Source organism: Paraburkholderia sp. BL21I4N1, assembly GCF_002973525.1.
In the GTDB taxonomy this organism is placed as follows: Bacteria; Pseudomonadota; Gammaproteobacteria; order Burkholderiales; family Burkholderiaceae; genus Paraburkholderia.
In genome coordinates this window covers 281,835-294,162 of record NZ_PVEN01000004.1, presented here as the reverse complement: position 1 = coordinate 294,162, position 12,328 = coordinate 281,835, and the positions used below count along the sequence as shown (strand labels likewise).

The following is a 12,328-nucleotide window of genomic DNA, read 5'->3' as shown; positions in this document are numbered from 1 at the left end:
ACGTAGATTTTACAATAGATTGGCGGCGGCGTCCTGACTCATTGGTGGAGCGAAAGCGGTGGTGCGCTGCTTCCGTTCTGCCGAGGCCTTGCGACTCAACCAATATCACGCAGTAGCTTTTGCAGTTCCGTCGGCGACTGAACGACGTGTTGCGCGTGCCATTGCGTTGGCGGAATGTCGTTGCCGCAGTAGCCGTAGGCGGCGGCGATCGTTTTCATGCCGGCGGCGAAGCCTGCCTGCACGTCGCGCAGATCGTCGCCGACGTAGACGATGCGCTCCGGCACCACGTCCAGCTCACGCGCGGCATGCAGCAACGGCGCGGGGTGGGGCTTCGAATGGGGTGTCGTGTCGCCGCTGACGACGCAGCCGGCGCGCTCTTCCAGACCGAGCTGAGCGATCAGCGGCTCAGTGAGCCGGGCAACCTTGTTCGTGACGATGCCCCAGCGCACGCCACGGGCATCGAGGTCGTCCAGCATCTCGGGAATGCCCGGAAACAGCGTGGTTTCGATGCACAAATCCGCCTCGTAGTTGGCGAGGAATTCTTCACGCATCGACGCGAATTCGTGGCTGTCGGGACCGATACCGAATGCACCGCCAATCAACCCGCGTGCGCCGGCGGAGGCGAGCGGCCGCAGATCTTCGAGCGGCACCATCTCGAGTCCCCGATCGTGGCGCATCTTGTTGACGGCGGCCGCGAGATCGGGCGCCGTGTCGGCTAGCGTGCCGTCCAGATCGAAGAGAACGGCATGGCAAAGACCCAAGGCATCGTCGTTGTCTTCGCGTTGGGGCAGGGGCGTGGGATCGCTCATTGATGGGTTCGGGTCCGGAGGTCGTGGCGCGTCAGACGTCGCGGCGGCAGGCGAGCATGTAGTTCACGCTCGTGTCGGCGGACAGCGCGAAGTGCTTGCTGAGCGGGTTGTAGACGATACCTTTGATGTCGGCCGTGCGCAGCTCGGCCGCGCGCACGAAACTCGCCAATTCCGACGGGCGAATGAAGCGTGCGTAGTCGTGCGTGCCCTTGGGCAGCATGCGCGCGATGTACTCGGCGCCGATCACGGCGAACAGGTACGACTTCACGTTGCGGTTGAGCGTGGAAAAGAACACCCAGCCACCGGGTTTCACCAGTGTCTTGCAGGCCTCGACAATGGCGGACGGCTGCGGCACGTGCTCGAGCATTTCCATACAGGTCACCACGTCGTACGTGCCGGGTTCGCGGGCGGCGAGCGCCTCGGCGGCGATTTCTTCGTAGTCGACTGTGACGCCGCTTTCAAGACTGTGCAGGTCGGCTACGCCGAGCGCCTGGTGCGACAGGTCGATACCTTTGACGTGCGCGCCTAGGCTAGCCATGGACTCCGACAGAATCCCGCCGCCGCAGCCAATATCCAGCACCTTCTTGCCCGCGAGATGGGCGTGAGCGTCGATCCAGCTCAGACGAATGGGATTGAGTTCGTGCAGCGGCTTGAATTCCGCATTCGGGTCCCACCAACGATGCGCAAGGTCGCTGAATTTCTGCAGTTCGTGGGGATCGGCGTTGGTCATAGCGGAAGCTGCCTCGATGAGAGCGGTGAGCGGGCGCTCGAGGATAAACCCTGAGTATATAGGTCGAGGGACAGGGCGGCAAAATGCCGCGCCGTTCTGGGGCGCAAGCGGTATCAGCACGCCGTGCAGCGGCAAAAGCGGGGCATAAAAAAAGCCCCGCCGAAGCGGGGCTTTGATACTGCGGTAATTTGTAGCTTACTGCTTCGAAGTACCGACAACTTCGACTTCCACGCGACGATCCGGTGCGAGGCAGGCGATAAGTTGCTTGCGGTTCTTCTGGTTGCAACCGGTCGTGACCGGGTTGCGCTTGCCCTTGCCTTCCGTATAGATACGGTTGGATTCGATGCCCTTGCTGACCAGGTATGCCTTGACAGCTTGAGCGCGACGCAGCGACAGACGATCGTTGTACTTGTCCGAACCGATACGGTCCGTGTAACCCGTTGCAACGACGACTTCCAGGTTCAGCGCGCCGATCTTCGATGCGAGATCGTCCAGCTTTTCCTTACCGCCCGGCTTCAGGATTGCTTTGTCGAAGTCGAACAGTGCGTCAGCTTGATACGTAATCTTTTGGCTCGTGATAGCCGGTGCAGGTGCGACCGGAGCCGGCGGGGTCGGAGCCTGGGCAACCAGGGCGCCATCGCACTTTGCGTTGGCCGTTGCCGGCGTCCAGAATGCATCGCGCCAGCAAAGTTCGTTCGTGCCGTTCATCCACACGTATTCGCCGGTACCATTCACCCAGTTGTCATTCGTAGCTTGTCGCGACGCCGGCACCGATTGCGCCATGGCGGATGCAGCCATAACTGCGGTAGCTGCAATGAACGCGAGCTTTGAAAGTTTATTCATATTTCTCCTCTCGAAATTGAGATTACCGCAGGTTTACTGCGAGCCTGTTGACGAAGACAAGTCATACATTGCTCGAAGTATAACATCGGTGTAGAACAAAAAACGTGCTGTGTAGACTTCGAGCAGTGTCTAACTCTTTGTGCGTTGGCATTTTGCCATATCGTTCCCTTCCCACGATAAAAAAATCTGCCCCCAATCAAATCGCCCCTCAATTGTGGTGCATGCGCAACAGAAGCAATCCGCTGGAGGCTCCGCCAGTCATGGCTGAGCGGCGGATTGCCCCACGCACGAATCGAGCCTGACCGGCGCAAAAGTGGGGCATCGGGACACGCTCTCCGGGCACCCTCTAATAGGTATACGTACCCGAGTCGGGAGCGGATTCGCGGCATGTTAGAATCGCGTGATGCGTTGCGCCTGCAATGCTTACGCCAAGGCGTCGTTTACCCGTCGCCTTGGCACGTAAAAGATACGGATAATGGATCAATTCGCCAAAGAGACTCTGCCAATCTCCCTAGAGGAGGAAATGCGCCGTTCGTATCTCGATTACGCGATGAGCGTGATCGTGGGGCGTGCGCTTCCCGATGTTCGCGATGGCCTGAAGCCGGTACACCGGCGCGTGCTGTACGCGATGCACGAACTGAACAACGACTGGAACCGGGCTTACAAGAAGTCGGCGCGTATTGTCGGCGACGTCATCGGTAAGTACCACCCGCACGGCGACACGGCTGTTTACGACACCATCGTCCGGATGGCGCAGAATTTCTCGCTGCGCTACATGCTGGTGGACGGCCAGGGCAACTTCGGTTCCGTCGACGGCGACAACGCCGCCGCGATGCGATACACCGAAATCCGCATGGCGAAGATCGGCCACGAACTGCTGGCCGACATCGACAAGGAAACGGTCGACTTCACGCCGAACTACGACGGCAGTGAGAACGAACCGGCCATTCTGCCTGCGCGCATTCCCAATCTGCTGATCAATGGCTCATCCGGGATCGCGGTCGGCATGGCGACCAACATTCCGCCGCACAACCTCAACGAGGTCGTCGACGCGTGCCAGCATCTGCTTAAAAACCCGGAAGCCACGATCGACGAACTGATCGAGATCATCCCGGCGCCCGATTTCCCGACCGCCGGCATCATCTACGGCGTGGCCGGCGTGCGCGACGGTTATCGCACCGGTCGTGGCCGCGTGCTGATGCGCGCGCTGACGCACTTCGAGGAAATCGATCGCGGTCAGCGCATGGCGATCATCGTCGACGAATTGCCGTACCAGGTGAACAAGCGCTCACTTCTGGAGCGCATCGCCGAACTGGTCAACGAGAAGAAGCTCGAAGGCATTTCCGATATCCGCGACGAGTCCGACAAGAGCGGCATGCGTGTCGTGATCGAGCTCAAGCGCGGTGAAGTGCCGGAAGTCGTGCTCAACAATCTGTACAAGGCGACCCAGCTTCAGGACACCTTCGGCATGAACATGGTCGCGCTGGTCGACGGCCAGCCGAAACTGCTGAACCTGAAGGAAATGCTGTCGTGCTTCCTGTCGCATCGCCGGGAAGTGTTGACGCGGCGCACTGTATACGAGCTGCGCAAGGCGCGCGAACGCGGTCACGTGCTCGAAGGTCTGGCGGTGGCGCTCGCCAACATCGACGAATTCATCGCGCTCATCAAGGGTGCGCCGACTCCGCCGATCGCCAAGCAGGAATTGATGGCGCGTCCGTGGGATTCGTCGCTGGTGCGCGAAATGTTGTCGCGCGCCGAGTCGGAAAACGCGTCGGCGGGCGGCCGTGAAGCCTACCGTCCTGATGGCTTGAATCCTGCGTTCGGTATGCAGTCCGACGGCCTCTACCGTCTGTCCGACACCCAGGCTCAGGAAATTCTGCAGATGCGTCTGCAGCGCCTGACGGGTCTCGAGCAAGACAAGATCATCGGCGAGTACCGCGAAGTGATGGCCCAAATCGCCGACCTGCTGGACATTCTGGCTCGCCCGGAGCGCATTACGGCGATCATCGTCGACGAACTGACGTCGATCAAAGCCGAATTCGGTGACGCGCGCCGCTCGAAGATCGAGATGAACGCGACCGAGCTGAACACCGAAGACCTGATCACGCCGCAGGAAATGGTCGTGACCATGTCGCACGCCGGTTATGTGAAGTCGCAGCCGTTGTCCGAATACAGCGCGCAGAAGCGCGGTGGCCGTGGCAAGCAGGCCACGGCTATGAAAGAAGACGACTGGATCGACACGCTGTTCATCGCGAACACGCACGACCACATTCTGTGCTTCTCGAATCGCGGTCGCGTCTACAGCGTGAAGGTCTACGAAGTGCCGCAAGGTTCGCGGAATTCGCGTGGCCGTCCGATCGTGAATATCTTCCCGCTGCAGGAAGGCGAAAAGATTACGGTTGTCTTGCCGGTCAAGGAATTCTCGGCCGACAAATTCGTGTTCATGGGCACCGCGTTAGGAACGGTAAAAAAGACGCCGCTGGAAGCCTTTGGCCGCGTGCTGCGCAAAGGTATTATTGCGGTCGGTCTGGATGACGGCGATTACCTGATCGGCGCCGCGATCACAGACGGCCAGCACGACGTGATGCTGTTCTCGGATTCGGGCAAGGCGGTTCGCTTCGACGAGAACGACGTCCGCCCGATGGGCCGTGAGGCGCGCGGCGTGCGCGGCATGCAGCTCGAAGACGGCCAGAACGTGATCGCGTTGCTGGTGGCCGGCGACGAGCAGCAGTCAGTGCTCACCGCTACGGAAAACGGTTTTGGCAAGCGCACGCCTATCATCGAGTACACCCGCCACGGGCGCGGCACGAAGGGCATGATCGCGATTCAGACGTCGGAGCGTAACGGCCGTGTGGTCGCCGCAACGCTGGTCGATCAGGAAGCGCAGATCATGCTGATCACGAATACGGGTGTGCTGATTCGCACGCGCGTGTCGGAAATCCGCGAAATGGGCCGTGCAACCCAAGGTGTTACACTCATCAGCCTTGACGAAGGGACCAAGCTTTCAGGTCTGCAACAGGTTGCTGAGGCGGAAGCTGAGGGCGATGCGGAAGGCGACACCGAAGGTCCGGCCGAAGGTGAAAACGGCAGTGACGAAGGTGGTGCGGCCTGATCCGCATTGGCGGTTTCAGTCTCAGTGATTGGTTGAAAGCTGCGCAGGGAATCATGGCGTATCGGGCCGATGCGTATCCCGCGCAGCGCGCAGTTCAAATTAATTTCTCTTAGGGAGTAATGATGCAAAAACGATTCAAACAACTGATGTTGCTGGCTGCCCTCGTGCCGACCTTTGCTATGGCTCAAGCGCTTCAGAGCCCGGCTCCGGCGGCTCCGGCTGCTGCCGCGGCACCGGTTGATCCGGCCAAGCAGGCTGCCATCAAGGATCTGCTGGACGCAATCGACGCACAGAAGCTCGTCGGCGCGATCGGCAACAGCGCCCAGATGCAAGCCAAGCAGCTGGTTCCGGCCATCCTGTCGGACGCTCTGAGCGAAAACAAGACGATGACGGACAAGCAGAAGCAGGCTTCCGTCCCGACGCTGCAAAAGAATGCAGTGCCGAAGCTGGTTGACGGCGCAGGTCAAGTGTTCGCAACGGACTCGTTCCGTCAGGACGCAATGCAAGCTCAGTACGACGCTTACGCGAAGTACTACAGCACGTCGGAAATCAAGGATCTGACCGCGTTCTACAAGAGCCCGACTGGCCGCAAGTTCATCCAGGTGCAAGACCAGGTTGGCCGCGACGTCGTGAATGGCCTGATGCAAAAGTACATGCCGCAATCGATCAAGGCAACGCGTGACCAGGCAGACAAGGAAGTCGCTTCGGTCAAGCCGGCCAAGTAAGTCCCAGGTCGAAAGGCTGCGCTGATGCCGCGCTAGCCGCTTTCTCAGGCGCGTCCCATAGGTTCCAGGGCGCGCCGGGTTTGGCGGCTTGACGGTGACAATGCGATAATGGCCGTTTGCGCACACGCGCAAACGGCCATTATTTTTTTCAGCGCGATACGGCGGGCAAATTCGCCTGGCCTGTTTGCGTTGTCGAAGCGATGCGATCTGCACCGCGCGGCCCGCTTCACAGTGGCTACCTTCACGGCGGCCAATTCGCCGAATTTGCGCGATCCTTCTTTTTCGCGCCTGCTTCCAGGATTTCACGATGCGCGTCTTTAATTTCTCCGCCGGCCCCGCGGCCATGCCCGAAGAAGTGCTGCGTCAGGCAGCCGACGAGATGCTCGATTGGCAAGGCAGTGGCATGAGCGTGATGGAAATGAGCCATCGCGGCAAGGAATTCATGTCGATCCACGAGGAAGCGCTCGTCGATCTGCGCGACCTGCTCGACGTGCCGGCCAGCCATCGCATTCTGTTTCTGCAGGGCGGCGGTCTCGGCGAGAACGCGATTATTCCGATGAACCTGCTCGCCGCGAAACCGCGTGCGGATTTCATCGTGACCGGTTCGTGGTCGCAGAAGTCGTTCAAGGAAGCGCAGAAATACGGCGCCGTGCACGTCGCCGCGAGCGGTCAGACGGCGGACGGTTTCACGCGTTCGCCCGCGAGTTCGGAATGGCAGTTGTCGGACGATCCGGCTTACGTGCATTTGTGCACGAACGAGACGATTCACGGCGTCGAAACGTTCGAGATTCCGGACCTCGGCGATATTCCGCTAGTGGCCGACGCGTCGTCGCATATTTTGTCGCGCCCCATGGACATCGCCAAATACGGCGTGCTGTTCGGTGGCGCGCAGAAGAATATCGGTATGGCGGGCGTGACGGTGGTGATCGTGCGTGAAGACATGCTGGATCGCGCGCTGTCGATTTGCCCGTCGGCGTTCGAATGGAAGACCGTCGCCGAAAACAATTCGATGTACAACACGCCGCCCACGTACGCGATCTATATCGCCGGGCTGGTGTTCAAGTGGTTGAAGAAGCAGGGCGGTCTCGTTGAAATGGAAGCGCGCAACCTCGAAAAGTCGAAGCTGTTATACGACACGATCGACGCCAGCAGCTTCTATCTGAACAAGGTCGAGCGTGGCTCGCGCTCGCGGATGAACATACCGTTCTTCCTCGCCGACGAGTCGCGCAACGAAGATTTCCTGGCCGGTGCGAAAGCCCGGGGAATGGTGCAGCTAAAGGGCCACAAGTCCGTCGGCGGCATGCGGGCGTCGATTTATAACGCCGTCCCGCTCGAAGGCGTCAAAGCGCTTGTCGAATACATGAAGGAATTCGAACAGCGTAGCGCCTGAGCGAGCAGCATTGAGCAGCAGGCGCGCGCATCCTTTCCAGCAGCTACCCGGCAGGGCCGTTTTCACGCATGGACGACGAACTCAATACCCGACTCAAACCCCTTCGCGAACGCATCGACGCGCTCGACGCGCAACTGATCGCACTTCTCAATCAGCGTGCCGCGGTGGCGCTCGAAGTGGGTGAAGTCAAGAAGCATTTCAACGCGCCGGTGTTCCGCCCCGAGCGCGAGCAGCAGGTGATCGCGCGTCTGCAGGACATGAGCGACGGGCCGCTCGCGAGCGAACACATCAGCGCGATCTGGCGCGAGATCATGGCCGCGAGCCGCGCGCTCGAAAAGACCATCAAGGCCGCGTACCTCGGGCCGGTCGGCACGTACAGCGAGCAGGCCATGCACGAGTACTTCGGTCAGTCGATCGAAGGCCTGCCGTGCCCGTCGATCGACGAGGTATTTCGCTCCGTCGAAGCCGGCGCCGCCGAATTCGGCGTCGTGCCGGTCGAGAACTCGACCGAAGGCGCGGTCTCGCGCACGCTCGATCTGCTGCTGCAAACGCAACTTACGATCGGCGGTGAACTGGCTTTGCCGATTCATCACAATCTGCTGTCGCTGAACGGCGGCTTGACCGGCGTCACGCGCGTCTGCGCGCATGCACAGGCGCTTGCGCAATGCCAGCGCTGGTTGTCGACGAATGCACCGCATCTGGAGCGCCAGGCCGTGTCGAGCAACGCCGAAGCGGCGCGCATGGCGGCGGCCGATCCGACCGTCGCGGCGATCGCCGGCGATCGCGCGGCGACTCACTACGGTTTGCAAGTCGCCTACGCGTTGATTCAGGACGATCCGCACAATCGCACGCGCTTCGTGATGATTGGCAAGCAGCCCGGCGGCCCGAGCGGGTACGACCAGACGTCGCTGATCGTGTCGGTGGTGAACGAGCCCGGCGCAATGGTCAAGCTGCTGGAACCGCTGGCACGCCATAGCGTGTCCATGACCCGGTTCGAATCGCGTCCGGCGCGCGTCGGTACGTGGGAGTACTACTTCTACATCGACGTCGAAGGTCATCGCGACGATCCGGCCGTGGCTGCCGCGCTCACCGAACTCGGCGAAAAGGCCGCGTTTCTGAAGATTCTAGGCTCGTATCCGCGCGCGCGTTAATGGCGTGCAGGCTGACACACAGACACACAGGCGGCGCCCAACGGCATGCGTGGCGCGCCAGTCGCAGATTCAATTGCTAATCATCGTTCGGAGATTTTCATGACAACGTCTTTCGGTCCTTCCTATGTGCGCGCGATTGCCCCTTACGTCGCCGGTAAGCCGATTTCGGAAGTGGCCCGCGAGTTTGGTCTGGACGAAGCGAACATCGTAAAGCTGGCGTCGAACGAAAACCCGCTGGGCATGCCGGAATCGGCGCAACGCGCCATGGCGCAAGCCGCCAGCGAACTGGGCCGCTATCCGGACGCGAACGCGTTCGAATTGAAGAGCGCGCTGAGCGAGCGGTACGGCGTGCCGGCCGAGTGGATCACGCTCGGCAACGGCAGCAACGACATTCTCGAAATCGCCGCGCACGCGTTCGTGGAGAAGGGTCAGTCGATCATCTACGCGCAGTACTCGTTCGCGGTTTACGCACTGGCCACGCAAGGTCTGGGCGCACGCGCGATCGTCGTGCCGGCCGTCCAGTACGGTCACGACCTCGACGCGATGCTCGCCGCGATTACCGACGACACGCGCCTGATCTTCGTCGCCAATCCGAACAATCCGACCGGCACGTTTATCGACGGTCCGAAGCTCGAGGCGTTTCTCGACAAGGTGCCGCGCAACGTGGCCGTCGTGCTCGACGAGGCGTACACCGAATATCTGCCGCAAGACAAGCGCTACGACTCGATCGCCTGGGTGCGTCGTTATCCGAATCTGCTGGTGTCGCGCACGTTTTCGAAGGCGTTTGGCCTGGCCGGCCTGCGCGTGGGCTTCGCGATCGCGCAGCCGGAATTGACCGATCTGCTGAACCGTCTGCGTCAGCCGTTCAATGTGAACACGCTCGCGCAAGCGGCGGCGATCGCGGCGCTGAACGACACGGCGTTTCTGGAAAAGAGCGCCGCGCTGAACGCGCAGGGCTACCGCCGTTTGACCGAAGCGTTCGACAAGCTCGGCCTCGAGTACGTACCGTCGGACGGCAACTTCGTGTTGGTGCGTGTGGGCAACGACGACTCGGCCGGTAACCGCGTCAACCTGGCGCTGCTGAAGCAGGGCGTGATCGTGCGTCCGGTCGGCAACTACGGTTTGCCGCAATGGCTACGCATCACGATCGGCCTGCCGGAAGAAAACGAAGCATTCATCGCGGCGCTCGAAAAGACGCTCGCCGCCGCTTGACCGGTACCTGAGTAACCTGAACGGTAACCTGAGCGGCAATCCTTGATCCGCGCGCCGCATCGCATGAGAGGCGCGCTTTTAATATGACCGACGTGGCTGCGTTTTCTTTTAACAAGTTGGTGATTTTCGGTGTCGGCCTGATCGGCGGATCGCTGGCGCGCGCGCTGCGCGAGCGCGGCGAGACGGCTGGCGCGCGCAAGGTGATCGGCGTCGGGCGCTCGTCCGCTTCGAGCGCGCGGGCGCTGGAACTGGGTGTGATCGACAGCGCCGTGGCGTTGAGCGACGACAGCGCGCTACGCGAGGCGTTGTCCGGCGCCGACTTCGTGCTGCTGGCGGCGCCCGTCGCGCAAACGCAGCCTTTGCTCGAACGCATCGCGCCGTTTCTCGACGCGGCGACGATCGTCACCGACGCCGGCAGCACCAAGTCCGACGTAGTCGCGGCCGCGCGCGCCGCGCTCGGTGACCGCATCGGCCAGTTCGTGCCGGGTCATCCGATTGCCGGCCGCGAGGCGAGTGGTCCGGATGCCGCGTTGCCCGACCTGTATGTGAACCGCAACGTCGTGCTGTGCCCGCTGCCCGAGAATGCACCTGAGGCGGTCGAGCGCGTCGCCGCGATGTGGCGTGCCACCGGCGCCTGCGTGCGCGATATGTCGCCCGAACAGCACGACCGCGTGCTCGCGTCGGTCAGTCATTTGCCGCACGTGCTGTCGTTCGCGCTGGTCGAGCAGATTCTCAATTCGCCGGACGCCGCGCTGAAGTTTTCGTTCGCGGCGGGCGGCTTTCGCGACTTCACGCGCATCGCGGCGTCGAGCCCGGAAATGTGGCGCGACGTGTGCGTCGCCAATCGCGCCGCGCTGCTCGAAGAGCTCGACAGCTACACGGCCGTGCTCGCGCGCTTGCGCGCAGCGATCGAGGCGGCCGACGGCGCGACGCTCGAAGCCGTGTTCGCGCGCTCACGCGTGGCGCGCAGCGAGTGGCAGGAACAGCGCTCGGCCGGCGTCGCGCATAGCGACGCGTCGAAATAACCGGAACTGGACTCAATCATGGAATTCCTCGACCTCGGACCTTTTTCCCGTGCGTCCGGCACGATCCGTCTGCCCGGCTCGAAGAGCATTTCGAATCGGGTGCTGCTGCTGGCGGCACTCGCGGAAGGCGAAACGACGATCACCAACCTGCTCGACTCCGACGACACCCGCGTGATGCTCGACGCGCTCGAGAAGCTCGGCGTGCGTCTGAAGCGCGACGGCGACACCTGCGTCGTGACCGGCACGCGCGGCGCGTTCACGGCACGCACGGCGGACCTGTTCCTCGGCAACGCGGGCACGGCGGTGCGTCCGCTGACGGCGGCGCTGGCGGTGAACGGCGGCGACTATCGTATTCACGGCGTGCCGCGTATGCACGAGCGGCCGATCGGCGATCTGGTCGACGGCTTGCGCCAGCTCGGCGCGCGCGTCGATTACGAAGAGAACGAAGGCTATCCGCCGCTGCGCATTCGGCCGGCACAGATTTCCGCCGACGCGCCGATCCGTGTGCGCGGCGACGTGTCGAGCCAGTTCCTGACTTCGCTGCTGATGACGCTGCCGCTGCTACGCACCGAAAGCGGCGTTAGCACCGTGCAGGTGGACGGCGAACTGATCTCGAAGCCCTACATCGAGATCACGATCAAGCTGATGGAGCGCTTCGGCATCAAGGTCGAGCGTCATGGCTGGCATCAGTTCGTCGTGCCGGCGGGGCAGCGGTATCAGTCGCCGGGCACGATCATGGTGGAAGGCGATGCGTCGTCGGCGTCATATTTTCTCGCGGCCGGCGCGCTCGGCGGCGGGCCGCTGAAAGTGGAGGGCGTGGGCCGGGCGAGCATTCAGGGCGACGTCGGCTTTGCCGACGCGCTGATTCGCATGGGCGCCAACCTGCAAATGGGCGACGACTGGATCGAAGTGCGCGGCGTCGGTCATGACAGCGGCAAGCTCGAGCCGATCGACATGGACTGCAATCTGATTCCCGACGCGGCCATGACGATCGCCGTCGCCGCGCTGTTCGCGGACGGCGCGACCACGTTGCGCAATATCGCCAGCTGGCGCGTGAAGGAAACCGACCGGCTCGCCGCGATGGCGACCGAACTGCGCAAGGTCGGCGCCAAGGTGCAGGAGGGCGAGGACTATCTCGTCATCGAGCCGCCTGAAAAGCTGATTCCGAACGCCGCGATCGACACTTACGACGATCACCGCATGGCCATGTGCTTTTCGCTGGTGAGCCTCGGTGGCGTGCCGATCCGGATCAACGACCCGAAGTGCGTCGGCAAGACGTTTCCCGATTATTTCGAGCGCTTTACCGCGCTTGCTCAACCCTGATTCGCCCC

General features: G+C 62.0%; 10 protein-coding genes. 7 read left to right on the top strand and 3 right to left on the bottom strand.

All coding sequences use genetic code 11. The annotated features are described in order from the left end of the window. Positions 1-95: 95 nt before the first annotated feature. From gph to ompA, 3 genes are all read right to left on the bottom strand, one after another. Positions 96-809 carry a phosphoglycolate phosphatase gene (gene gph / locus B0G83_RS13770; protein ID WP_105507947.1) on the bottom strand — a complete coding sequence of 238 codons (714 nt, stop codon included), beginning with the start codon at positions 807-809 and terminating at the stop codon, positions 96-98. A gap of 31 nt (positions 810-840) precedes the next feature. Then, entirely contained in the window at positions 841-1,539 is a 699-nt protein-coding gene (gene ubiG / locus B0G83_RS13765) for a bifunctional 2-polyprenyl-6-hydroxyphenol methylase/3-demethylubiquinol 3-O-methyltransferase UbiG (protein WP_105507946.1), read from the bottom strand. 195 nt (positions 1,540-1,734) lie between these two features. After that, positions 1,735-2,382 (bottom strand): outer membrane protein OmpA, encoded by a 648-nt coding sequence (gene ompA, locus B0G83_RS13760; RefSeq protein WP_007180879.1) that lies wholly within the window; start codon positions 2,380-2,382, stop codon positions 1,735-1,737. Between the two features lie 475 nt (positions 2,383-2,857). Here ompA and gyrA point away from each other — a divergent pair, with 475 nt between their 5' ends. From gyrA to aroA, 7 genes are all read left to right on the top strand, one after another. Beyond that, the gene (gyrA, locus tag B0G83_RS13755; RefSeq protein WP_105507945.1) at positions 2,858-5,494 is read left to right on the top strand and encodes a DNA gyrase subunit A; all 2,637 of its coding nucleotides are present in this window, start codon (positions 2,858-2,860) and stop codon (positions 5,492-5,494) included. A 122-nt stretch (positions 5,495-5,616) separates the two neighbouring features. Then, entirely contained in the window at positions 5,617-6,219 is a 603-nt protein-coding gene (locus tag B0G83_RS13750) for a DUF2059 domain-containing protein (protein ID WP_054037403.1), read from the top strand. 307 nt (positions 6,220-6,526) lie between these two features. Next, positions 6,527-7,609, top strand: coding sequence for a 3-phosphoserine/phosphohydroxythreonine transaminase (gene serC, locus B0G83_RS13745; RefSeq protein ID WP_105507944.1), 1,083 nt, complete (start codon positions 6,527-6,529; stop codon positions 7,607-7,609). Between the two features lie 68 nt (positions 7,610-7,677). Further along, positions 7,678-8,760, top strand: a complete 1,083-nt coding sequence (gene pheA, locus B0G83_RS13740) for a prephenate dehydratase (RefSeq protein ID WP_105507943.1) — start codon at positions 7,678-7,680, stop codon at positions 8,758-8,760. A gap of 99 nt (positions 8,761-8,859) precedes the next feature. Further along, on the top strand, positions 8,860-9,972 hold the full coding sequence (hisC, locus tag B0G83_RS13735; RefSeq protein WP_105507942.1) for a histidinol-phosphate transaminase: 1,113 nt from the start codon (positions 8,860-8,862) through the stop codon (positions 9,970-9,972). 83 nt (positions 9,973-10,055) lie between these two features. Further along, a complete protein-coding gene (locus tag B0G83_RS39120) occupies positions 10,056-10,997 on the top strand; it encodes a prephenate dehydrogenase/arogenate dehydrogenase family protein (protein WP_258167889.1) in 942 nt (313 codons plus the stop codon). A gap of 18 nt (positions 10,998-11,015) precedes the next feature. Continuing rightward, positions 11,016-12,320 (top strand): 3-phosphoshikimate 1-carboxyvinyltransferase, encoded by a 1,305-nt coding sequence (aroA, locus tag B0G83_RS39115; protein ID WP_258167888.1) that lies wholly within the window; start codon positions 11,016-11,018, stop codon positions 12,318-12,320. The last annotated feature ends 8 nt before the right edge of the window (positions 12,321-12,328 follow it).